This is a genomic window from Pseudoflavonifractor intestinihominis (assembly GCF_040096055.1).
GTDB classification, from domain to species: domain Bacteria; phylum Bacillota; class Clostridia; order Oscillospirales; family Oscillospiraceae; genus Pseudoflavonifractor; species Pseudoflavonifractor intestinihominis.
This window is the reverse complement of sequence record NZ_JBBMFK010000015.1, coordinates 16,475-37,314: the sequence shown is the minus strand read 5'-3', so window position 1 is coordinate 37,314 and position 20,840 is coordinate 16,475. Positions and strand designations below refer to the sequence as shown.

Sequence of the window (20,840 nt, the reverse complement as noted above, 5' to 3'; positions counted from 1 at the left end):
AAAAGGCGAAATAAAGTGAAGGAGATTATACAATGCGTCACAATGAGAAAAATGCGAACGTTGGTCAGTCTCCATTACAGCAGCAAGTCTGATACTGAGATTTGCGGAAGCGACAGCCTTCCAGAAGCACTTTTTTATACTTGGATTCAAAGTCCTCACTCAAAAGCTTTCTGTCTATTATAATCTTTTACTCCGCAGGAGATGGCTCTCCGCTGTGAGCCTCCAAAGCTTCGATCCGATGGTCCTGTGTCAAGATTTCCATCTGACTGATGGCGATGGCGTTGAGTTTCGCCAGCCGCTCGGCTTGTGACATACCTTCGTTGATAAACACCGCATTCAGGTTTTCCAGATTGGACAGGCAGACCAACTGAGAGACATTGGCATAGTCGCGAATATTTCCTTTCAGGTCCGGTTGGCTGTCCCGCCACTGCTTTGCAGTCATGCCGAACAGAGCCATGTTCAACACATCGGCTTCACTGGCATACACCATGGAAACCTGCTTTGCGGAAAGCTCCGGCGGGATCAGGTTCTCCTTGATAGCGTCCGTGTGGATGCGGTAGTTGATCTTTGCCAGGTTTCGCTTGATGTCCCAGCCAAGTTGTTTCATCTCCTCGGTCTTGAGCCGCTCAAACTCCTTGACCAGATACAGCTTGAATTCAACAGAAATCCAGGAGGCAAACTCAAAGGCAATCTCTTTGTGTGCATAAGTGCCGCCGTATCGACCAGCTTTTGAAACGATGCCGATAGCGCCGGTTGCCTCTACCCACTTTTGGGGAGTCATCACAAAACTGTTCAGACCGGCCTGACTCCTAAACGCATCGAATTCGACACGGTTAAAAGACGGGTTGTATATGTGATGCCGCGCACAACCTTGCGACGAAATAGTGACTGGCAGTCGCCACATACTATTTTTTTCCGAAACGCATACGGACTGTTTTTCGTTAATGTAATCTTCTGAGCACGAGATTTCATCAAAGCATTTGCTTTCTCAAAATCTTCTTTTGGCACGATTCCTTCGTGTGTTCCGTATGCGTAGTAAGAAACCTTCTGTCCTCGGTTCAGCCGGCATTTATATGGAAGCGTATCTGTTGAGAAGTATTTTTGCCACACAGAATCGCCAATGTACTTTTCATTCGAGATAATATATCGAATAGCAGTTGAATCCCAAGCGACTTCACCAGATTTACACGGGATGCCTTCTTCTCGCAGGTCAGATGCTATCCGCTCTGTACTTTTGCCGGAAAGATACTCTTTGAATATCCGTTGTACGATAACAGCTTGTTCCTCCACAATGCGTATGGAATGATCCTGTAGAGTATATCCGTATGGCAAGTTTGCGGGTATATATGTTCCGGCCTGCATTCGTTTTTGAATGCCCCACCTCATATTGCCGGAGATGGATTCGCTCTCGGCCTGGGCGAAGGATGCGAAGAGCGCAGTCATCATTTCGCCGGACATCGTCGCAGTGTCAATGTTCTCTTTCTCGAAGTAGACGCCGACACCGAGCGATTTCAGCTCTCTGATGGTTTCCAGGCATTCCTTGGTATTGCGGGCAAAGCGGGAGATGGATTTCACCAGAACCCTGTCGATCAGCCCTCTGCGGCAATCTGCCAAGAGCCGCTGGAAGTCCTCACGCTTTTCAGCCGATGTCCCAGTAATACCCTCATCTGCGTATATGTCAACCATTCTCCAGTTTTCCTTGCTGGAGATTAGGTTGCTGTAGTGACGGTTCTGGGCGGCGAAGGAGTTGAGCTGGTCATCAGAGGCGGAGCTGACACGGGCGTATGCCGCAACCCGCAATTTGGCGTTTTGGGGCTTTTCAGTTGCCTCGATGGTGATGACCCGGTATTGCTTTTCTCGAAGTGCCATGCTGCCGTCGGTCATCAGCTTTTCCGCCATGTCAGTTCACCTCCTTTTTTGCAACACAAACAATACCACAACACCTTTGAAATAGCTATTGAAAAGAATGCGATTTCAGAAAGAAAGGATAATGTCCGCACCGGTCTGTGCGGCAATTCTGGCCAAAATTTTGCGGGCCTCTCTTTCTGTAGTTTTCTTCTGCTCTATCAGCGTGCGGAGCAGTTGGGCAATGCCACACAAATCGATATTTGTCATCTCGGTTCCTCGCTTTCGTGGATTTGTTTTGATAACAGAAATATGGGACCCAATCAGGGAGTTTGAGGAGAAAAGGAAGAGGAGTGTAGAGGGGGAAAGATGAAGAACTCAGAGGAACGGAGGTTGAGGAGAAGAAGAGGATGTACTGTGATCAGATCCCATATTTCTGCTATCAAAAGAAAAACAGAGGGCCGCTCCCAAAGGTCAGGTGAGCGAGTGTAGGCTCCGAGTCTGGAGCGGCCCTTTGTTTCTTGATGCTACTTAGTCGCCTGTATTCGACACTACTTCCCCAGGCAGGGCGGCAACTTGAACTGTGCTGGCGCACATCATGGGACTCTCACCCCTCCGAGGATCTCTCCGAGCTGCGTAAGCAGAAGTATCATTGTAGGCTGACGGGGTCATGGCGGGGACAGCTTGCCAAGGCTGCCTTGTCCTGAGTGGGTGTCGCTCTGCACCTTATTTGGCCGTCCTTTGATGCGAAATGCTCCGCACAGGTGGTCTTCGCGCACTCGGCCTGACGCTCATTCTGTCAGCTAACGTATTCAAGTTACCGGATATGACCGCCAATGAGGCAGTGTTTTTCAAGGTTCGATGAGATGTTTTGATCTCATGAAGATTGTAACTCTGCACCAATTCCTCCAACAGAAACAGAATGGAAAGTTCCCCAACCCAAAATGGAAAGTTTTTAGAGAGATGCCTCCAATTCAGACAGAAGAGAAATGGCCATCCGCAGTCCGCGCTTTTGTTCCTCTGCAAAATCTCCTTTTCCCACCAGGAGATAATCCAGAGAAACCGCAAAGAATTCTGCAAATTCTACAGCCAGTTCGATTGGGCCGGTTTGTTTCCCATTTTCGATTTTTGCTATGTAAGGAGTGCTGACATTCATCTTTTCTGCCAGCTGTTCCTGTGTGAGCCCACGCTTTTTTCGCAAGCTCCTGATCCTTGAACCATAGTCCTCTCTATTAAAGTACATGGTGATTTACTCCGTCTTCTGAAATTTGGATGCGAACCAAATTTCGGAGCGGTGGGTCGCGGCAATGGAGCGACCGGACATACCGGACGCTGAGCAGAGGCCGCCATTTTTCGACAAACAAAAAATGCACCCACCGTGCGGTGAGTGCATACGAAGAGAAATATTTGCCGAGCTTTAGCGGTATATAGTGAGTAAGGACAAATGGTGTCGAATAAAAAAGAACCGCAACCCCTTGGAGGATTGCGGTATGTAATGTTGTTCTTTTTTCCCTGACCCCCGGCGGGTGTTCATTGCTCCCTATACGATTTCCTGCCATATTCTCCCCTTGCGGGGATAACAGACAAAAAGTGCGTTTCCCCTCACCGTTTCGATGGGGGTATTATAATAGGGAATTTTTAGGGGTTTCTTAGAAATCGCTTAGGTTTTAGGCAGTTTTGCTGAAATTTGAAGATTATCCGCTTTTTGTATTATTATATATTCATATTGGCTAAAAAGCACAAGCCAAAACTGTGCATTATATATGTGCAATTAGTCTGACAAGACTTTCTATATCTTATTTTTCTATTCTACCAAGGGTACACTAAACTTGTCAACATATTTCTTGTGGTCGGAGGGTTGGCAAGTGGAATATGGAACGATTCGGATTAAGCTGGACGAGCTGTTGAAGGCATCTGGTCTTAGCAAGAACATGCTGAGCCATCGAGCTGAGATGCAGCGGACGCAGATCAATAATTATTGTAAAAACCAAATTACTCGTTTAGATATAGATGTCCTCGCAAGGCTTTGTACGGTGTTGAATTGTGAGATCGGCGATCTATTAGAATTTATACCACCAGAAAAGATAGAAAAATGAGGCTCGCAGGAGGAATTTCCTTTCCCCCTACGAGTCTCATTATGTATTTATTCCTTCAAAAGAGTTCTGCACTCTACATTTTCGGAAGTGCCAGCCGGCCCATGCTCCGCAGGCTGACGCCCAGGGTGGAGAGATTGTGCAGCGTGGCAGAGGTGGCGGGCGGCAGAACACCGGCCACACCAAGGGCAATCAGGGTGCCGTTGAAGCCGATAACGAAGCGGTAGTTGGAGTGGATGCGCGCCATCAGCGCCATGGCGATCCGGCGCAGCTCTACCAGTTCCCAGAGACTATCGGCAGCGATGGTGATGTCCGCGATCTCCCGGGCGATGGCGGCGCCGTCGCTGATGGCGATGCCCGCGTCCGCCTCGGACAAGGCCGGCGAGTCGTTGATGCCGTCGCCTACCATCAACACGGTGTGTCCCTCCCGGCGGAGCCGTGCCACATACTCCGCCTTGTCCGCCGGAAGGACTCCGGCGCGGAAGTCATCCACTCCCACCTGGGCGGCAATGGCTGCGGCGGTGCGGTAACTGTCTCCGGTGAGCATAACGGTGCTGGTAATCCCCAAAGTGCGGAGGGTAGAGAGGACTTCCTCCGCCTCCTCCCGCAGCGGGTCGGCGATGCAGATCACGGCGGCCAGCTGTCCGCCTACGGCCAGGTACAGGTGAGAATACTCCGGCGGCAGGGCGTCAAAGCGATCCTGTTCGCCCTCCGGAATGACGCAGCCCTCATCCTCAAAGACGAAGTGGGCGCTGCCGATGAGGACCCGCTCCCCATCTACGGTGCTGGCGATGCCGTGGGCCACCAAATATTCCACCTTGGAGTGGTACTCATCGTGACGCAGGCCCCGGCGCTTCGCCTCCTCCACCACGGCGTTGGCCATGGAATGTGGGAAGTGTTCCTCCAGGCAGGCGGCCAGCCGCAGCATTTCGGCTTCCTCCTTGGTGCCGAAAGATACCACCTGAGCCACCCGGGGGCAGGCGTGGGTCAGGGTGCCGGTCTTGTCAAAGACGATGGTATCGGCAGCCGCCACAGCCTCCAGGAATTTGCCGCCCTTGACGGTGATGTGGGCGCGTCCCGCCTCCCGCATGGCGGAGAGGACGGCCAGAGGCATGGCCAGCTTCAGCGCACAGGAGAAGTCCACCATCAGTACCGACAGAGCCCGTGTCACATTCCGAGTAAGGGCAAAACTCAGCAGGCTCCCGGCAAAGGTATAGGGCACCAGCTTGTCCGCCAGATTGGCGGCCTTGCTCTCAGCCTCCGACTTCATCTGCTCCGACTGCTCGATCATGTGGACGATCTGGTCATAGCGGCTCTGGCCGGAGGCTTGCTTCACTTCCAGCACACATTCGCCCTCCTCTACCACAGTGCCGGCATAGACCGCGCCGCCGGGGCGCTTGGGTACCGGGATGGACTCTCCGGTGAGGGACGCCTGATTGACGGTGACCTCCCCCTCCAGAACCAGACCATCCACGGGGATGATACCGCCGGCACGAACCACCACGGCGTCCCCCGGCTGGATCTGGGACACGGGGACCAGTACCTCGCCCTGGGCCGTGCGCAGCCAGACCCGATCCACATTTAAGGACATACACCGGGCCAGATCCGCCACGGATTTCTTTCGGGTCCACTCCTCCAGCAGCTCACCCACCTCCAGCAGGAACATGACGGTGCCGGCGGTATCAAAGTCGCCCCGGAACGCCGAGATGGAAATGGACAGGGCGTCCAGCAGCTCCACCTTGACGCGGCGGCGCAGCAGGCAGCGCAGTCCCCTTCGTACAAAGGGGATCATGTGCCAGAGTATGCGGGCAATCCGCAATGGAGGCGGTAGAAACAGGGTGCAGGCGGCCTTGCACACCACCTTTGCCACCAGCTTCTCCTCAAATTCCCGGTTCAGCGCCCGGCTGCTGTGGGCGGGAAGCGCGGTGGTCTGCTCCGCCTCCTGCCAAGAAAAATGCCGAATTTCGTTCAGCACGGTTTGGCGAGTCCCGTCGTAGTACAGGATGACGCAGCAGGTGCGCTCGTGGACGGTGACCTGCCGGCACCAGGACTTTCCCTGAATCCATGCCTCCAGCAGATCCGCCTGAGCGAGTGTCATCTGTTTTTGCCGCAGCCGGAACCGGATGCGCCCCCGGCTTTCGTGCAATATGGTTGCGTTCATAGGTTCCTCCTTCACGAAAAGAGGGAGCCGCTGGCGGCTCCCTCTGGGTCAATCAGGCTTCTTCGCTCTCCAGATTGGCAGCGGCGGCTTCCTCCGCTTCCTTCGCAGCCCGGTCCTCATTCAGCTCCTTGGCGGAGGCCAGAATGTCCGCGGCGTTTTCCTGCACCGTGGTCACAGTCCCCATGACCGAGTCCTTCATCCGCAGGCCGGCGGCCGTGACATGGACATAGGCTTTCTTGGCGTCCTTGCTGGACAGCAGCTTGATGCCAAAAGAACCAAACAACGCACCACCCGCAAAGCAGGCAAGTTTCGTATAAACGCTCATTGTGATCCTTCCTTTCCCTTATTTCCGTTTGTAGCCGGTGACCATGACCATAATCATGCAGATCACAGCGCCCCACGCCCAAAAACGATGCTGTTTCATCGCTGTCACTCCTTTGAATGCTTTGGAATGTCTGATTATTGTAGCAGAAAAGGTGGGTGTTTGTCGCTGTCAAAACGGACGCAGAGTTGCGGTTTCCGACATTTTTCTGTACTGGCCGGGAGTCATGCCATACTCCCGCTTGAACGCTGCGTTGAACTGGCTCATACCCTCATACCCCACAGCCTGCGCAATTTGCTGAATGGGCATCCGGGTGGTGCAGATCAGCTCCTGTGCCCGACGGAGGCGCTGTTGAACCAAAAAGCTGTGAATCGGCATGCCATAGGCGCGGCGGAAACCTTCTTTCAAGAAGGTCGGGGAAAGGGAAAACTGTTTGCAGAGGAACGCAATGGTGAGCTTATCAGACAGATGCGTCTGGATGTATACCTTGACTTCCAACAGACTGTGGGATACTGGGCAGCCTGAGCTGGAGAAAGATTCGTCCGATTCAGATACCTCGGTGCAGAGCAGATACAGCAGTTCCACCGACTTGAAAACAGAGTAGCGTTCCTGCTCCAGCTCGGACAGATAGCGAACCGTTTCAAAAAATGACTGCGTCCAAGGTGTGCCGCACAGGGCCATGCAGCCGTTCCTCGCCGTCATCTTCTCCTTGACGATCCTGGTGTCCAACCTCATCCCCAGGGTGGAGCAGACCGTCACAAGGCTTTCTTTTGCGGCTTTGGCGTCTACGGCGATCAAAATGCCGCCCAGATTTCCGCTATACTGACACGAGCGGAGAGCGGAGCTGTCGGAGAGGAGGAAAATGGCCGGAGCCTCCACCGTGTAGGAAGTCCCCTGTAATGGCCGGACGGCAAGGCGGCCGGTCAAACAGAACAGCACCTCAAACTGGAGCGGTGCGCCGCACACCGGGATGGGCCGCAAGGGCTCCTGCACCGGCTCAGGCAGGGAAAAGCGGCAGATCTGCACCCCTGGCATACCGTGGCTCCAGCGGCCCGTGCCGGAGCCCTGGCTCAATAAATATTCCTTCAGCATGATTTCTCACGACCTGTTTCTCTGAGTTCGAAATTGGTTTCGCCTATGCTGGCTGGGGATACAGAGAGAAGGCAGGAGACGAGATCCTCCTGCCTTCTGCGGTGTTTTTGTCAGGCCAGAGATGCGCCCAGCTCGCGGCAGGCTGCCAGAGCGTCATCGTCCGGAGCCTCGTTGCAGATCACGCTCTCACAGGCCAGATTGGCGCCGGCGTCGTTGCAGCGGGACTCCCAGCTGCGCATCCATTCGCCGTCCCCCCAGCCGTAGGAGCCGAACAGAGCGATGTTCTTCCCGCTCAGCCTGCCCTCACAGGCGGTGAACATAGGCTCGAACTCGCTCTCCTCCAGCTGCTCCGACCCCATGGAGGGGCAGCCGAAAGCGATGGCGGAATACTCGCCGACCTGCTCCGGTGAGAACTCTGCGGCGGTGATCACAGATACCTCGGCGCCCTTGCCTTTGGCGCCTTCGGCTACCGCCATGGCCATGGCCTCGGTGTTTCCCGTGCCGCTCCAATACACAACTGCAACTTTACTCATAAGACTTTAGCGACCTTTCTTTCTGGATTTGTTATGGTAGAAACATCAACCAGCTACGGTGAGCTGCTCGATGGATTTCCCTTGCTGCCACTGCCGGGAGTAGATCTTGCTGCACATCTCATATTTTTCAAAGATGTTTTTGGCGGTCTGCTCGTCGCCGTAGACCTTCCAGCAGCCCACGCACTTGTGATTGCACGCCCGATTGCAGATGAAGCCCAGGACATCCTCCGGCGGATAGCTCAAAAACAGGCCGATCTCATGGGGAAATTCCTCCTCGCTCCGGAGCCGGTGGATGAGGTGAACCACACAGCCATTGGGGTTTTCCGGCACATAGCCGTATTTCAGAAGCAAGGCTCTGGCGCGGTGATCGGTCAGATCGCTCTCCAGCGCATTGGGCCGGTAGGCGTAAATCAAAGCGCGGCCTTTGCAAACCCGGAGCGGCAGAACGCGGATGCCCTTGGGCACCAGTTTCTTGTTCAGCCGACATAAGTCTCTCGTCAGATCCTTCCGGCTGGGGCAGGCGCAGGAAAAGAGGTTTCCCGTCTTGATCCCGGCCAGGGTGGGAGAACAATGGCGAATCAGCAGATCCTCTGACATAGCGTTTTCCTCACAAAAACATGTCCATTCGAAGACTGTACGGCGAAATAGAAAAACTGACAGTAAATGTGGTTAGCGATTGCTAACCTATGCGTTAAATATATAGCTGCCGCTTTTGGTTAGCGGTAGCTAACTAACGCAATTATATACAGGACAAATTCGCTTGTCAAGAGGACGGATGGATTTTGTTGACAGAAAAAATGGCGCTTGTCGGACGCCTGTGTTATAATAAACAAGACGCCCGTTTTTTTGGAGGTTCCTATGGCGATTCACGAGTCTGGCCAGATGTATCTGGAAACTATCTATATTCTTTCACAGAACAGCACCTTTGTTCGAGCTATCGATGTGGGAGAGCAGTTGGGCTTTACCAAGCCCAGCGTCAGCAGAGCCATGTCCATTCTGACAAAGGACGGATATGTGAATGTGGATGCTGACGGAGCAATTACCCTGACGGAGACCGGGCTTGCCATTGCTAAGACGATGTACACCCGCCACACGGTGTTGAGCCAGATGCTGATGGAATTAGGCGTGGACGAAGAGACTGCGACCGAAGATGCCTGCCGGATCGAGCATGTGATCAGCGAAAAATCCTTTGCGGCGGTGCAGGCGCACTTGGAGCAGGTAACGAAAATGCGGGAAGATGCTCACGGGCAGTGAGCCTATGCAAATTTGGCCGACTTTGCTATCGAGCGGCAACGCGATAAGTGAATACCTGCCATTTGGCACGGAATATCAAATGAGGTGGAGCCTTGATATGGCCTCCACCTCATTTTTATGTGATCTGCGCTTTTAAATCAGGAGCGACCTGCTGTGTAAGTTCACCGCCAAGCGTACCTGCTCCATAGCTCCAAACGCTTACGGTAGCTCATCCTTATGTGTCTGCTGGCTTTTCAAAACCTTTCGGGCGGCTTTTTTGATTTTATGGCACACGCCAAGAATAGCGATGCAAAATAGCAGAGCCGCTAATCCATATCCAAACGACTGCGTTGCCGTGTTCATGTTCATGCCTCTTTTCTGGCCGCTGCTGCCAATGAACTCAACCGAACAATCCTCTTTTTTTGTACGGCTCCTTTTGGATTGTGCCGACCTCATACCCCGTGCTGCGAATGGCGTTCATAACAGCCTCTGTGTCCAGCTCTGTTTCAGAGAGGATCACGGTCTGGTTTTTGCTTCGGGAAGAAATCACCTTTTTGACCGGGCAGGCTTTGCGAACAGCGTCATTGACATGAGCCTCGCACATCCCGCACATCATTCCGTTGACTTCCACTGTGTACTTCCACATGATTTCTCATTCCTCCTTGACTTTTGGATCATCGAGCTGCGCGGACCGGACGGTGGTCTGCCGTGCCGCAGTCCGTTCATCCGGGATCTTCCTGGCCATCAGACAGCACAGCGGTGCCAACGAACTTCCGAGAAGCTGATGGCGAATGATGGAATAGCCGCGCTCGGACAGGTATGCCATCAGCTCCCCGGCAGTCCAGACATGATACACCCGAAAGCCTGACAGCTCCATGAACCAGAGCCGGAGTCTGGCGCTTCGGCTTTTGCCCCAGACAAAGGTGGGGGCGAACAGCCATCCCCCCGGCTTCAGAACCCGCCAGGCTTCCGCCAGAGCTTTTTCCGGGTGAGGCATGACATGGAGGGCGTTGGAGATCACGACCGCATCGAAGCTCTCCGGGCCGTAGGGCAGTTTGGTGGCGTCTTGGACGGAGAAATGGAGCCGAGACGAATGCACCTGCTTTTTGGCCTGACGGATCATTTCAGCTGAAAAGTCGGTTGCCTCCCAGCTCCGGACACATGGAGACAGTGGCACGGACAGCTGACCTGTTCCGCAGGCTAACTCCAGCACATCCATGTCCCGTTTCAGAAAAGGACGCATTGCTTTGCATATCTGCTGATAGGTTGCCTGAGAGCGGCGCATGAAACCGGAGTAATGCCGTGAAAACCGCTCCCAAAACTGCTTGTTGTCATCCATGGCAGAAGAGTCACCTCGACATAGGTTAGCTAACGCTAACCAAATCATACTCTTTATCATGGGAAATTGCAAGATGTTATGACCATGACTTTTTGCCGATAGGCTGCAAACATGCACAGCACGAGGCTATTTTGCGCTTCATGAATCTTTTGAATCTTTTCTTTCGCAGCAATAAGGCACCGCCACCGGATGTGTTTCGGTGGCGGCTCTCCTGTTCTTTTTCCGTTGTTGCTCAGTCGTCCTCCAACAGCTTGGAGGGCGGGATTTTCAGTACTTGGGCGATCTTAAACAAGGTTTCCAAGGATACACCTCGAATTGTACCCGTCCCTTCCACCTGACCGACGAAATTGACGCTTTTCCCGATTCTTTCAGCAAGAACCTCCTGTGTCAATCCCGCCTTTTTTCTGTAATAGGCGATTTTTAAGCCCAGAGTGATATATCGTTCCGGAAACTCTGTCTGCATCACTTCACCTCCCGACATTATGCTACCAACAGAACAGGTAAAATATAATTGAAACTAATTAGAGGATTATTTACTTCAAGTAAATGTTTATATATAATAATGGGTGAAACATTTACTTAAGGGAGCTGTTGGTCAGAAAATGCCAACGAGAACGACATGGATCTATTTACCGTCAGTTTCTTTGGACATCGGATCGTTCCGGAATTTCGGGAAGCGGAAGAGCGTGTGGAGTCGTTGATCCACACATTGCTTTTGGAAAAGGAATATGTGGAGTTTCTGGTTGGCCGTAATGGAGACTTTGATCAGATTGTTTCCTCTGCCGTCAAGCGCCAACAGCGCTGTGTACGGGACGATAACAGCGCCCTGATTTGGGTGCTTCCCTATCCGACGGCAGAACTGCGGGACAATCTGGAGAGCTTTGAAGCATATTATGATGAAATCGAACTGTGCAGCGCCGCCGCTGGTAGCCATCCGAAGGGTGCAATTCAGATCCGCAACAGGCAGATGGTGGATCGAAGCGACCTTGTGGTATTTTATGTGGATCATTCCAGCGGCGGAGCATATCAAACACTGCGCTACGCCCAGAGAAAGGACAAAGAGATTCTGAATCTTGCATATTTTCGGGATCTCAAAAGAGCGTCCACCTGATTCCTATGTGGGATGTTTCATTGCAGCTGTGAGGGAAATTTATCGACCAGATGGGAAATGACTTGACGGGTTAGCGATAGCTAACTATAATCAATCATAGGACGCTACGCCTTTTGCTGAGGATCTATGGAGAAATACAAGATTGAGAAAAACTCCGTGCCGGAGATTCTTATACGGTTCTTGGTTGCGTCCGTCAGCTGCTGGCGAAGCTGGCCGACGGACCGATGCACCTGCAAATCATCCGGATCGACTTTGCGGAATACAGTCACGGTTAGATTGGAGGAGAATATGCCGATTGAGCTATGGCAAGGGCTGCTGATCCCTTTTGCCGGGACGACGCTGGGGGCGGCCTGCGTCTTTTTTATGCGAAACAATTTGGGTGAGATGGTACAGCGTGCGCTCACCGGCTTTGCGGCAGGAGTCATGGTGGCGGCTTCCATCTGGAGCCTGCTGCTGCCCGCAATGGAGCAGGCGGCGGACATGGGGCGGTGGTCCTTTGTCCCCGCCGTTGCAGGTTTTTGGCTCGGCATCCTGTTCCTGCTGGGCCTGGATCGGCTGATCCCGCATCTGCACCGCGGCAACGCGGAGGCCGAGGGCATCAAAAGCAGTCTTGGAAAGACGACCATGCTGACCTTGGCTGTGGCGCTGCACAATATTCCGGAGGGAATGGCGGTAGGGGCGGTCTATGCCGGGTGGCTCTACGGAGACAGCGGTATCACGCTGGCGGGGGCGCTGGCTCTTTCTCTGGGGATTGCCATTCAAAACTTCCCGGAGGGTGCGATCATTTCCATGCCCCTGAAAGCGGAGGGGTTCTCCAAATCCCGCTCCTTCCTGTATGGGACGCTGTCCGGCGCAGTGGAGCCAATAGGTGCGATTCTGACCATCCTTCTGGCGGGGATTTTGGTTCCGGTACTGCCCTATGCGCTGAGCTTTGCCGCCGGAGCGATGGTCTATGTGGTAGTAGAGGAATTGATCCCGGAGATGTCAGTGGGAAAGCACTCCAATATAGGGACTATTCTGTTTGCAGTCGGTTTTACCCTCATGATGACGCTGGATGTGGCACTGGGGGCTTGAGTACGATGATACCTAACCGAATTTTTCCCCGCCTGGAATACGAATAAATGATAGTGATGGGGGATGTGTATGAACTGGACACGCACCATCTTAGACGGGCTTGCTATGGCGGCCTACTTTAACCTGTTCGCTGGGTTTGTAGTACTCTATCGACCCCGGTTGATGTTCCCCTGTTATCCGCCAGCCATCATCAAGGCGGCGAAAGATCCGCCCACCGGGGTGGAAAACCGTTTTTACTGGCTATGGATCTGCTTTGGAGAGCTGCTGCCTCTCCTTCTTTATGGTGCGGTCAGTACTGTGGAGGGCGGGAAAACCGGATTCTGGGTTCTGGTTCTGAGGGCCTATATCCAGTGGATGATGGTCAATTTCTGTGACCTGTTCTTTCTGGATTTCTGGCTGATCCAGGGAAAAGCGAAAGCCAGGTTTGTCATCCCCGGTACGGAGGGGCATCCCGGCTATGGGTTCAAGGCATGGATGAAGAGCTACGCTCTGCCGGAGCACCTGCTCCAGTGGCCGCTCATCCTTTGCCCAATCCTGGCGGCGGCTCAGGCGGGGCTGGGCCTGCTGTTGCAAAAAATAGGATGAACAGGAGATGTTCCCAATGAAAGAAAAGCAAAAGCAGCAAAACATGATCCACCTTGGCACCCATGGTGAAGATTACGGGAACTGGATGTCAAACCCGGTCTTATATACAATCGGAGGGCTTCTCGTGGTGACGGGAGCGGTGGCTTCCCTGGCATCCACAGTGTTTCATGTCACGGTGCTGAGCAGATTGGCGTTAATCGCCGCGATTTCACTGCTGTTGTTGCTCTGCTGGTGCGGCTGGATCCGGCGGCAGTACGCGTTCGGCGGTGGAGGAATGATGGAGCGCGTCCACCACACCGTCCTTTCCTATCTGGATTTTGACGGACAGGGACAGCTTCTGGACGTGGGCTGCGGCTCCGGCGCACTGTCCATCCGGGCGGCGCTCATCTGGCCGGATGCCCAAGTCACAGGTATCGACTATTGGGGTGCAGCCTATGGCTACGGACAGATCATGTGCGAGAGAAATGCCGCCGGTGAAGGCGTAGCGGCCCGGTGCCAGTTTCAGCATGGGGACGCCAACCATCTGAATTTTCCGGATGAGAGCTTTGACGCCGTGGTAAGCAACTATGTGTATCACAACATCAACAGAGCGGACAAGCGGGCGCTTCTGATGGAAACGCTGCGGGTTCTGAAAAAGGGCGGCGTGTTTGCGCTGAACGATGAGATGAAGCCCCGGATGTATGGGGATGTGGAGGAATTTGCCCAGGAGCTGCGGGACATGGGCTATCAGGAGGTACGGCTGGTGGATACAGCCGAAGAAGTCTTTGGCTCCCGCCGGCGGGCAGCTATGATGATGCTGGGCTCATCTCGGTTACTTGTGGGCAGAAAGTAATTCGTCCAAATAGGAGGGTTGACCATGTCCAAGTTGGGCGTTGTAGAGGACACGCTGTTTGTCCCCATGCTGGGTAGGATCTATGCCAGCGAGTATTGCCCGCAGATCCTGTACGATCCAAAGGCGCTGGAACTGAAAAAGAGGTTGCCATCCGGCTTGCCGGAGCAGAACGGCCAGAGTCAGTATACCCTGCTGGCTTCCGCCGCTCGGTCTGCCAATATGGATCGGATCATCCGGACCTTTCTGGAGCACAGGTCGAACGGCGTGGTCGTTCAGCTCGGCTGCGGTCTGGAGACGACATATTCCCGCTGCGACAACGGAAGGTCGCGCTGGTATGCCGTGGATTTGCCCCATGTGGTGGAGTACCGGCGGGAGCTGTTGCCGGAGCCGGAGCGGGAGACCTATCTTGCCGGAGATGCCTTTGCTGAGGACTGGATCAGGCAGATCCGTGCCGATGTGCCGGATGCTCCTATTCTGGTCACCGCCGGAGGCCTGTTCCACTATTTTGAGGAAAGCAAGGTTGTGGGCCTCCTGCGGATGCTCACGGGGTTTGGAGAGATTGAAATCGTCTTTGACTCCGTGAGTAAAAGCGGTATGGCCATGATGCGAAAAAAGTACATGAAGCAAGTGGGCCACGGGGATGCGCAGATGTTCTTCTATGTGGATTCCGCATCGGTGCTGGCCGGGAAAATCGGCAGTGGGGTCAGGGTGCTGGCTGAGGAGCCTTATTACCGCCATATCCCCCGAACCGGATTGAAACTGTCCACCAAGATTAGCATGGCGGTTTCAGACCGGTTCTGCATGGTAAAACTGATAAGAATATCTTTATAATAGCAACAGCATACAAATAAAAATCTAAATGGAGCAATCTGCAACCGTATGGAGTGGTATGCCCCAATTGGAATATGATAAAATACCTCCTGCGAAATTCCGTTTCGCTTTTTTTAGCACAAGCGGTTAGCCAAATCTAACTCAAATGGAGGTATGTAGAGAATGGAAGTAAAAAACAACAAACTACAAGCAAAAGACCTGATCAACGTCGGTATTTTTACCGCCATCTATTTTGTCATTTTCTTTGCGGGTATGATGCTGGGGTACATCCCTATTTTTATTCCGCTGCTCGGATTAGTTTGCCCCATCCTGTGCGGTATTCCCTTCATGCTGTACTTAACAAAGGTCAAGAAGTTCGGTATGGTGTCCCTGACCGGTATCATCCTTGGCCTGCTGAATGTTTTAATCGGGGCTGGTGTTCTGGTGCTGATTTTCGGCGTGGTATTTGGCATTCTTGGCGATTTGGTATTGAAAGCCGGGAAATACCAGAGCTGGAAATGCACCCTCCTGGGCAACGGTGTGTTCTCCCTCTGGATCATGGGCTATGTGAGCCGCATGTTCCTCACCCGCACCGAGTTCTTCACTTTCCTGGAAAGTAATTATGGAGCCGAATATACCGCCACACTTGCTTCTTACACCCCCAACTGGATGTTCCCCGTTCTTTTTGTTGTGACCTTCATCGGCGGAATACTGGGGGCGCTGCTTGGAAAAGCGGTGCTGAAAAAGCACTTTGAAAAAGCGGGGATTGCTTAAATGAGCGCCGCAGGAGAATTGAAGTTTGAACGAAATTCCCTTATCCCGATTGACCCGAGAACCAAGATATTCCTGACAGTCACAGTCAGTACGATTACGATGGCAGGCGGAACGGGCGGAATGATGGACATCATCCGCCCGTGCTTGGTTGCCCTGCCGGTCCTCCTTCTGCTACTGTCGCAGCGGTGGAAAGCCGCAGCAAGATTTTCAATTACATACGCAGTCCTCTACGGCCTGGAGCTGACAGTTATCCCCATGCTCACGGGTATGTGGAATTTTATCCTGAATGCAGCCAGCGGGATTTATACGCATATGCTCCCCGGTTTTGTGATGGGATACTACCTCATCAGCACAACAACTGTCAGTGAATTTGTGGCGGCCATGGAGCGGATGCACATCCCACAGAAAATTGTAATCCCTGTATCTGTGGTTTTTCGCTTTTTCCCTACCGTCCGGGAGGAGTATGCCGCTATCCGTGACGCCATGAAAATGCGCGGGATCACAACGCTTCGCAGCCCTATGAAGATGCTGGAGTACCGCATCGTTCCCCTCATGATGTCGGTTGCGAAAATAGGAGAGGAATTGTCGGCAGCCGCCTTGACAAGAGGGTTGGGTGCTCCCCGGAAGCGCACGAATATTTGTGAAATTGGGTTTGGGCCGCTGGATGTCCTGTTTGCCATTGTTTCAATCTTCGGATGGGCAGGTTTTTTCTTAAAGTAAGGGAGTGACTATTGTGATCCAGTTAAAGAATATCAATTTTTGCTACGCAGGCGGGGAAAACGCAGGCCGTCTGGAGCAAATCAATCTTGAAATTCCTGACGGACAGGTAGTTCTCCTGTGTGGCCGGTCCGGCTGCGGAAAAACCACGCTGACCCGCCTGATAAATGGGCTGATCCCCAATTACTATGAGGGGGAGCTGTCCGGAGAGGTCTTGCTGGATGGCAAAAACATCAGCCGGCTTCCGCTCTATGAAACAGCCAAGTATGTGGGCAGTGTTTTTCAAAATCCCCGGACGCAGTTTTTCACGGTGGACTCCACCAGCGAACTGGCCTTTGGATGTGAAAATCAGAGCTTGCCTGAAGAAAAAATCATTCAGCGGGTGAAATCGACTGCGGAGCAGTTTGGAATGGAGAACCTGCTGGGGAAAAATATCTTTTCTCTTTCCGGTGGAGAAAAGCAGAAAATTGCTTGTGCCTCTGTGTCGGCCAGTGATCCACCCATCATCGTGCTGGACGAACCATCTTCTAATCTGGATATGTCAGCCACAAAAGATCTACGCCGGATGATCCAGATTTGGAAGCAGGAAGGGAAAACAGTTATTATTGCGGAACACCGGCTCTATTATCTGAAAGAGTTGATAGACCGTGTTGTGTATCTAAAAGATGGGAAAATTGAAAAAGATTACTCGGCTCTGGATGCACTTAAACTGTCCGTGACGCAACAGGCAGAAATGGGGCTGCGGCCTTTTGACCTGGGCGCATTCCCTGTGACAGCACATCCTGTTGCAAGCAGTGGTTCTATCGAATGTGAGAACTTTCATTTTGCTTATACAAAGCAGAGGGATGCGCTGGATATTGACAGTCTTTCGCTGCCACAGGCGGGTGTGATTGCAGTAATCGGCCATAACGGAGCGGGAAAATCCACTCTGGCCCGCTGTCTCTGTGGTCTGGAGAAACACTGCAAGGGCATTGTGAAAGTGGACGGGAAGCCGTATAATAGAAAACAAAGGCTGTCTCTGTGCTATATGGTTATGCAGGATGTCAACCATCAGCTGTTTACGGAAAGCACAGAGGAAGAAATGCTCATCAGTATGGCGGAGCCAGCTCCCGACAAGGCGGACGCGGTTCTTGACAGATTGGATTTGTTGCAGTTTAAGGAGCGACACCCGATGGCGCTCTCCGGCGGTCAGAAGCAGCGGGTGGCGATTGCCACCGCTCTTGTTTCCGAGCGTAAGATTTTAGTGCTGGATGAACCTACCAGCGGTCTGGACTTACAGCACATGAAAGAAGTGGCCGATGAACTTGTGACGATACAGAAAATGGGAAAGACATCTCTTGTCATCACCCATGATTATGAGCTGATCGTCAGTTGCTGTACTCATGTTCTGCATTTGGAGCATGGTATGGTCCAGGAACAATATGCGTTAGATGCCGCAGGGCTTCAGCGTCTCCAAAAATTTTTCATAGATTCGAGGTGATTTCGGTTTGAACAGAAGCGACCTTTTTTTCTCACAGCAAAATATGAAGTTGCTCTGCCGGGATGAGTCTTGTTCAGTCTATCAGATGAAAAACGAAACGGGAGACGGAACTGCAACCTACTATGAGGTGTATCCCGGAATGGGAGTTATTTATAATGACTTCCACATGGTCAGTTGCCCACCGAGGCGCTTTGATAATACCCACAACATTTCTATTCATCATTGCAGGGAGGGCCGCATTGAGTGGGAAGTCAGCAATGGCGCTTATCTTTATCTTGCGTCCGGGGATATTATGCTGGATAGTTCGGTTACTGAAAACAATCATTGCAGCTTTCCCGTAAGCCATTACCACGGGATCACAATTACGATTTCTGTTCCCGAAGCGGTAGAGGGATTGGGTGATCTCCTGTCCCTGTTTTCCATCGACCTGGAACAGATTGAACAGCAATTTTCCTTAAAGGTTTGGCCTTTCATTATGCACGGAAATTCCGTTCCCGACCATGTGATTTCGGAGTTGTACCAGGTGCCGGATAATATCCGCCTCGAATATCTCAGGGTAAAAATTTTAGAGTTGTTGGTTACGCTCAAGACGGTAGACCCTACGGTTTTAGGCGTGGAGCGTCCCTACTTTTATAAGACTCAGGTGGAGAAGGTCAAGGCTATCATGTCGTTTATGACAAATGAGCCGGAGCGCCATTTCACGATGGAGGAACTTTCTGAAAAGTTTGATATTTCTACTTCTGCCCTAAAGCAGTGCTTTAAGGGCGTGTATGGCACCGCCATTTATACTTATATGCGAAATTACCGCATGGACTTGGCAGCTTCACTTTTGACACAGACAGATGAGCCGATTACGGTGATTGCCGGAAAAGTTGGCTATACGAACACCAGCAAGTTTTCTGAAGCGTTCAAGAAGGTAAAAGGAAAAACGCCGCTGGAATATCGAAAAATAAAAATCTAAACGGAGTAAAACCCGGCTGGGCAGAGTGGCGGACAACATGAATATCTGCAATACTTAGAGAGTATCAAGTCGATTGATACTCTCTATTATTTTGCTTAAGGAGGAAAGGAAATGAAGCAGAAAAGCTGGATTTCTATTGTGTTTTCCTTTGCTTCACAGTGCCGGGGCAAGATTGCCCTGTCCGTCTTATGTGCGATCATCAGTGTGGTTGCCGGACTGATACCCTATTGGAGTGTTTACCAAATTATCACGCTCTTTATCGGCGGTTCACCTGTGATGGCAGAGGTTTGGAAATGGTGCTGGATCGGACTTGGCGCTTATGCGATACGCTTCTTGCTCTATGGTATTTCAACGAGCCTGTCCCACATATCCGCATACACCATTTTGGAAAATATTCGCTTGACCCTTGCCCAGCGGCTGATGAAAGCGCCGCTGGGGACAGTCATCGGAGAGTCTGTGGGTAAGTTGAAAAGCGTATTGATAGACCGGGTGGAAACGATTGAGTTGCCACTGGCCCACATGATCCCGGAGTGTATCTCCAACCTGCTGCTCCCCGTGGCAGTCTTTGTTTATCTGGTCTGCATTGACTGGCGTATGGCTCTGGCTATGCTGGTGACTGTACCTCTCGCTTTTATCGCCTTTGCCATGATGATGAAGAATTTTAATAAGCTCTATGCCGATTATATGGAGTCCAACAACTATGTGAACGGCGTGATTGTAGAGTATGTGGAGGGCATTGAAGTTATCAAAGCGTTTAATCAGTCCTCCAGTTCCTATGAAAAATTCACAAAGGCGGTTCAATCTTTCAAGGACTACACCCTCAAATGGTATCAAAGCACCTGGAAGTTGATGAATTTTATTTCTGCGGTATTGCCTTCCACCTTCCTGGGAACGCTCCCGATTGGTATGTATCTCTACTGGACCGGAAGCCTGGCTCCGCAGGATCTTGTGATGTGCCTGATCCTCTCGCTGGGGATTGTAGGTCCGTTGATGAACTTTACCACCTATGTCAATGAAACGAAAACGGTTGAGTATGCCGTACACGATGTAGACAAGCTGCTCCATGTGGAAGAACTGCCCGATACTGGAAAGCCAGTGGAGGTTCAGTCCAAAGACATTCAGCTTCAGGATGTTTCGTTCTCTTATGACAAAGAGAGCGGTAAACAGGTGCTTTCCCATATCAATCTGAAAATCTCAGAGGGAAAGTTTACGGCACTTGTCGGCCCGTCCGGTGGAGGTAAGTCCACCATCGCTCGCTTGATTGCCCGTTTTTGGGATGTGAATGATGGAAAAATCACCATTGGCGGTGTGGACATTCGCAGTATGCCGCTGGCCCAACTTGCCGATATTGTCAGCTTTGTTACACAGGATAACTTTCTGTTCAACTGCTCCATCAAGGAAAATATCCGGCTGGGAAACCCTGATGCTACGGACGAAGAAGTATATGCGGCAGCAAAAGCCGCCTGCTGTGATGAATTTATACAGAAATTGGACAATGGCTATGACACGATGGCCGGGGATGCAGGGAACCGGCTTTCAGGCGGTGAAAAACAGCGCATTTCTATTGCCCGCATGATTTTGAAAAATGCCCCCATTGTGATTTTGGACGAGGCAACCGCGTTCACCGATCAGGAGAACGAAGAAAAAATCCAGCAGTCTATCGCTGCTTTGACAAAAGGGAAAACGCTGCTGGTCATCGCACATCGTCTGTCCACCATCAAAAATGCCGATCAGATTATTGTCCTGCAAAACGGGCAGGTTGAGAACACAGGTACTCATCAGCAGCTTTTAGATGGCGACTCTCTCTATCGGGATATGTGGGAGGCGCATATCGGAGCGCAGAACTGGTCTGCCGGTTCCGGGAAAGGAGGTAACTGA

Annotated in this window: 26 protein-coding genes; 12 read left to right on the top strand and 14 right to left on the bottom strand. The window is 52.1% G+C overall.

The features are described from left to right. Nucleotides 1-187: 187 nt before the first annotated feature. The 4 genes from WMO64_RS10190 to WMO64_RS10175 form a co-directional block, all read right to left on the bottom strand. Nucleotides 188-781: a KilA-N domain-containing protein gene (locus tag WMO64_RS10190; protein ID WP_435412065.1), complete on the bottom strand. Its 594-nt coding sequence runs from the start codon at nt 779-781 to the stop codon at nt 188-190. An 11-nt stretch (nt 782-792) separates the two neighbouring features. Then, nucleotides 793-1,899 (bottom strand): recombinase family protein, encoded by a 1,107-nt coding sequence (locus tag WMO64_RS10185; RefSeq protein ID WP_435412064.1) that lies wholly within the window; start codon nt 1,897-1,899, stop codon nt 793-795. Nucleotides 1,900-1,974: 75 nt separating this feature from the next. After that, nucleotides 1,975-2,115, bottom strand: a complete 141-nt coding sequence (locus tag WMO64_RS10180) for a hypothetical protein (protein ID WP_156417376.1) — start codon at nt 2,113-2,115, stop codon at nt 1,975-1,977. Between the two features lie 685 nt (nt 2,116-2,800). Beyond that, on the bottom strand, nt 2,801-3,088 hold the full coding sequence (locus WMO64_RS10175; RefSeq protein ID WP_349231901.1) for a helix-turn-helix domain-containing protein: 288 nt from the start codon (nt 3,086-3,088) through the stop codon (nt 2,801-2,803). Nucleotides 3,089-3,710: 622 nt separating this feature from the next. Between WMO64_RS10175 and WMO64_RS10170 the strand changes: the two genes are divergently transcribed. After that, nucleotides 3,711-3,941 carry a helix-turn-helix domain-containing protein gene (locus tag WMO64_RS10170; RefSeq protein WP_040648020.1) on the top strand — a complete coding sequence of 77 codons (231 nt, stop codon included), beginning with the start codon at nt 3,711-3,713 and terminating at the stop codon, nt 3,939-3,941. Nucleotides 3,942-4,014: 73 nt separating this feature from the next. On the opposite strand, the gene WMO64_RS10165 is transcribed toward WMO64_RS10170, so the two are convergent. The 6 genes from WMO64_RS10165 to WMO64_RS10145 form a co-directional block, all read right to left on the bottom strand. Further along, on the bottom strand, nt 4,015-6,099 hold the full coding sequence (locus WMO64_RS10165) for a heavy metal translocating P-type ATPase (RefSeq protein ID WP_349231900.1): 2,085 nt from the start codon (nt 6,097-6,099) through the stop codon (nt 4,015-4,017). Between the two features lie 52 nt (nt 6,100-6,151). Continuing rightward, nucleotides 6,152-6,424 carry a DUF6110 family protein gene (locus tag WMO64_RS10160; protein ID WP_006575244.1) on the bottom strand — a complete coding sequence of 91 codons (273 nt, stop codon included), beginning with the start codon at nt 6,422-6,424 and terminating at the stop codon, nt 6,152-6,154. Nucleotides 6,425-6,442: 18 nt separating this feature from the next. Further along, nucleotides 6,443-6,523 carry a DUF6219 family protein gene (locus WMO64_RS17165; RefSeq protein ID WP_242964725.1) on the bottom strand — a complete coding sequence of 27 codons (81 nt, stop codon included), beginning with the start codon at nt 6,521-6,523 and terminating at the stop codon, nt 6,443-6,445. Between the two features lie 69 nt (nt 6,524-6,592). After that, on the bottom strand, nt 6,593-7,513 hold the full coding sequence (locus WMO64_RS10155) for a helix-turn-helix domain-containing protein (RefSeq protein WP_118426289.1): 921 nt from the start codon (nt 7,511-7,513) through the stop codon (nt 6,593-6,595). 110 nt (nt 7,514-7,623) lie between these two features. Further along, complete coding sequence (locus tag WMO64_RS10150; RefSeq protein WP_349231899.1) at nt 7,624-8,046, bottom strand: flavodoxin; 423 nt, start codon at nt 8,044-8,046, stop codon at nt 7,624-7,626. A 45-nt stretch (nt 8,047-8,091) separates the two neighbouring features. Continuing rightward, nucleotides 8,092-8,643, bottom strand: coding sequence for a DUF3793 family protein (locus WMO64_RS10145; protein ID WP_118426290.1), 552 nt, complete (start codon nt 8,641-8,643; stop codon nt 8,092-8,094). Nucleotides 8,644-8,904: 261 nt separating this feature from the next. Between WMO64_RS10145 and WMO64_RS10140 the strand changes: the two genes are divergently transcribed. Further along, nucleotides 8,905-9,300, top strand: coding sequence for a metal-dependent transcriptional regulator (locus WMO64_RS10140; protein ID WP_349231898.1), 396 nt, complete (start codon nt 8,905-8,907; stop codon nt 9,298-9,300). 198 nt (nt 9,301-9,498) lie between these two features. Here WMO64_RS10140 and WMO64_RS10135 read toward each other — a convergent pair whose 3' ends face one another. From WMO64_RS10135 to WMO64_RS10120, 4 genes are all read right to left on the bottom strand, one after another. Next, nucleotides 9,499-9,642 carry a hypothetical protein gene (locus WMO64_RS10135; RefSeq protein ID WP_242958736.1) on the bottom strand — a complete coding sequence of 48 codons (144 nt, stop codon included), beginning with the start codon at nt 9,640-9,642 and terminating at the stop codon, nt 9,499-9,501. A 37-nt stretch (nt 9,643-9,679) separates the two neighbouring features. Continuing rightward, nucleotides 9,680-9,925 (bottom strand): heavy-metal-associated domain-containing protein, encoded by a 246-nt coding sequence (locus WMO64_RS10130; RefSeq protein ID WP_087388229.1) that lies wholly within the window; start codon nt 9,923-9,925, stop codon nt 9,680-9,682. A gap of 6 nt (nt 9,926-9,931) precedes the next feature. Next, nucleotides 9,932-10,618: a class I SAM-dependent methyltransferase gene (locus tag WMO64_RS10125; protein ID WP_118426291.1), complete on the bottom strand. Its 687-nt coding sequence runs from the start codon at nt 10,616-10,618 to the stop codon at nt 9,932-9,934. 232 nt (nt 10,619-10,850) lie between these two features. After that, nucleotides 10,851-11,081 carry a helix-turn-helix domain-containing protein gene (locus tag WMO64_RS10120; protein ID WP_006573024.1) on the bottom strand — a complete coding sequence of 77 codons (231 nt, stop codon included), beginning with the start codon at nt 11,079-11,081 and terminating at the stop codon, nt 10,851-10,853. Nucleotides 11,082-11,237: 156 nt separating this feature from the next. Between WMO64_RS10120 and WMO64_RS10115 the strand changes: the two genes are divergently transcribed. The 10 genes from WMO64_RS10115 to WMO64_RS10070 all read left to right on the top strand — a co-directional run bounded on the left by WMO64_RS10115 (nt 11,238) and on the right by WMO64_RS10070 (nt 20,840). After that, nucleotides 11,238-11,729: a hypothetical protein gene (locus WMO64_RS10115; protein ID WP_349231897.1), complete on the top strand. Its 492-nt coding sequence runs from the start codon at nt 11,238-11,240 to the stop codon at nt 11,727-11,729. 288 nt (nt 11,730-12,017) lie between these two features. Beyond that, nucleotides 12,018-12,803, top strand: coding sequence for a ZIP family metal transporter (locus tag WMO64_RS10110; RefSeq protein WP_204750800.1), 786 nt, complete (start codon nt 12,018-12,020; stop codon nt 12,801-12,803). Nucleotides 12,804-12,872: 69 nt separating this feature from the next. Continuing rightward, nucleotides 12,873-13,388, top strand: a complete 516-nt coding sequence (locus WMO64_RS10105; protein ID WP_349231896.1) for a hypothetical protein — start codon at nt 12,873-12,875, stop codon at nt 13,386-13,388. A gap of 16 nt (nt 13,389-13,404) precedes the next feature. After that, nucleotides 13,405-14,220, top strand: coding sequence for a class I SAM-dependent methyltransferase (locus WMO64_RS10100; RefSeq protein ID WP_349231895.1), 816 nt, complete (start codon nt 13,405-13,407; stop codon nt 14,218-14,220). Between the two features lie 24 nt (nt 14,221-14,244). Continuing rightward, the gene (locus WMO64_RS10095; RefSeq protein WP_349231894.1) at nt 14,245-15,051 is read left to right on the top strand and encodes a class I SAM-dependent methyltransferase; all 807 of its coding nucleotides are present in this window, start codon (nt 14,245-14,247) and stop codon (nt 15,049-15,051) included. Between the two features lie 162 nt (nt 15,052-15,213). Beyond that, entirely contained in the window at nt 15,214-15,804 is a 591-nt protein-coding gene (locus tag WMO64_RS10090; RefSeq protein WP_349231893.1) for an MptD family putative ECF transporter S component, read from the top strand. Continuing rightward, entirely contained in the window at nt 15,805-16,524 is a 720-nt protein-coding gene (locus WMO64_RS10085) for a CbiQ family ECF transporter T component (protein WP_101693812.1), read from the top strand. 13 nt (nt 16,525-16,537) lie between these two features. After that, nucleotides 16,538-18,001 (top strand): ABC transporter ATP-binding protein, encoded by a 1,464-nt coding sequence (locus WMO64_RS10080; RefSeq protein WP_349231892.1) that lies wholly within the window; start codon nt 16,538-16,540, stop codon nt 17,999-18,001. A 7-nt stretch (nt 18,002-18,008) separates the two neighbouring features. Then, complete coding sequence (locus tag WMO64_RS10075) at nt 18,009-18,962, top strand: AraC family transcriptional regulator (RefSeq protein WP_349231891.1); 954 nt, start codon at nt 18,009-18,011, stop codon at nt 18,960-18,962. Between the two features lie 111 nt (nt 18,963-19,073). Continuing rightward, on the top strand, nt 19,074-20,840 hold the full coding sequence (locus WMO64_RS10070; RefSeq protein WP_349231890.1) for an ABC transporter ATP-binding protein: 1,767 nt from the start codon (nt 19,074-19,076) through the stop codon (nt 20,838-20,840).

Excerpts from the sequence above, each read along its gene's own strand:
- WMO64_RS10190 (WP_435412065.1), bottom strand. The coding sequence starts at position 781 with ATGACTCCCCAAAAGTGGGTAGAGGCAACCGGCGCTATCGGCATCGTT.
- WMO64_RS10185 (WP_435412064.1), bottom strand. The coding sequence starts at position 1,899 with ATGGCGGAAAAGCTGATGACCGACGGCAGCATGGCACTTCGAGAAAAG.
- WMO64_RS10180 (WP_156417376.1), bottom strand. The coding sequence starts at position 2,115 with ATGACAAATATCGATTTGTGTGGCATTGCCCAACTGCTCCGCACGCTG.
- WMO64_RS10175 (WP_349231901.1), bottom strand. The coding sequence starts at position 3,088 with ATGTACTTTAATAGAGAGGACTATGGTTCAAGGATCAGGAGCTTGCGA.
- WMO64_RS10165 (WP_349231900.1), bottom strand. The coding sequence starts at position 6,099 with ATGAACGCAACCATATTGCACGAAAGCCGGGGGCGCATCCGGTTCCGG.
- WMO64_RS10160 (WP_006575244.1), bottom strand. The coding sequence starts at position 6,424 with ATGAGCGTTTATACGAAACTTGCCTGCTTTGCGGGTGGTGCGTTGTTT.
- WMO64_RS17165 (WP_242964725.1), bottom strand. The coding sequence starts at position 6,523 with ATGAAACAGCATCGTTTTTGGGCGTGGGGCGCTGTGATCTGCATGATT.
- WMO64_RS10155 (WP_118426289.1), bottom strand. The coding sequence starts at position 7,513 with ATGCTGAAGGAATATTTATTGAGCCAGGGCTCCGGCACGGGCCGCTGG.
- WMO64_RS10150 (WP_349231899.1), bottom strand. The coding sequence starts at position 8,046 with ATGAGTAAAGTTGCAGTTGTGTATTGGAGCGGCACGGGAAACACCGAG.
- WMO64_RS10145 (WP_118426290.1), bottom strand. The coding sequence starts at position 8,643 with ATGTCAGAGGATCTGCTGATTCGCCATTGTTCTCCCACCCTGGCCGGG.
- WMO64_RS10140 (WP_349231898.1), top strand. The coding sequence starts at position 8,905 with ATGGCGATTCACGAGTCTGGCCAGATGTATCTGGAAACTATCTATATT.
- WMO64_RS10135 (WP_242958736.1), bottom strand. The coding sequence starts at position 9,642 with ATGAACACGGCAACGCAGTCGTTTGGATATGGATTAGCGGCTCTGCTA.
- WMO64_RS10130 (WP_087388229.1), bottom strand. The coding sequence starts at position 9,925 with ATGTGGAAGTACACAGTGGAAGTCAACGGAATGATGTGCGGGATGTGC.
- WMO64_RS10125 (WP_118426291.1), bottom strand. The coding sequence starts at position 10,618 with ATGGATGACAACAAGCAGTTTTGGGAGCGGTTTTCACGGCATTACTCC.
- WMO64_RS10120 (WP_006573024.1), bottom strand. The coding sequence starts at position 11,081 with ATGCAGACAGAGTTTCCGGAACGATATATCACTCTGGGCTTAAAAATC.
- WMO64_RS10115 (WP_349231897.1), top strand. The coding sequence starts at position 11,238 with ATGGATCTATTTACCGTCAGTTTCTTTGGACATCGGATCGTTCCGGAA.
- WMO64_RS10110 (WP_204750800.1), top strand. The coding sequence starts at position 12,018 with ATGCCGATTGAGCTATGGCAAGGGCTGCTGATCCCTTTTGCCGGGACG.
- WMO64_RS10105 (WP_349231896.1), top strand. The coding sequence starts at position 12,873 with ATGAACTGGACACGCACCATCTTAGACGGGCTTGCTATGGCGGCCTAC.
- WMO64_RS10100 (WP_349231895.1), top strand. The coding sequence starts at position 13,405 with ATGAAAGAAAAGCAAAAGCAGCAAAACATGATCCACCTTGGCACCCAT.
- WMO64_RS10095 (WP_349231894.1), top strand. The coding sequence starts at position 14,245 with ATGTCCAAGTTGGGCGTTGTAGAGGACACGCTGTTTGTCCCCATGCTG.
- WMO64_RS10090 (WP_349231893.1), top strand. The coding sequence starts at position 15,214 with ATGGAAGTAAAAAACAACAAACTACAAGCAAAAGACCTGATCAACGTC.
- WMO64_RS10085 (WP_101693812.1), top strand. The coding sequence starts at position 15,805 with ATGAGCGCCGCAGGAGAATTGAAGTTTGAACGAAATTCCCTTATCCCG.
- WMO64_RS10070 (WP_349231890.1), top strand. The coding sequence starts at position 19,074 with ATGAAGCAGAAAAGCTGGATTTCTATTGTGTTTTCCTTTGCTTCACAG.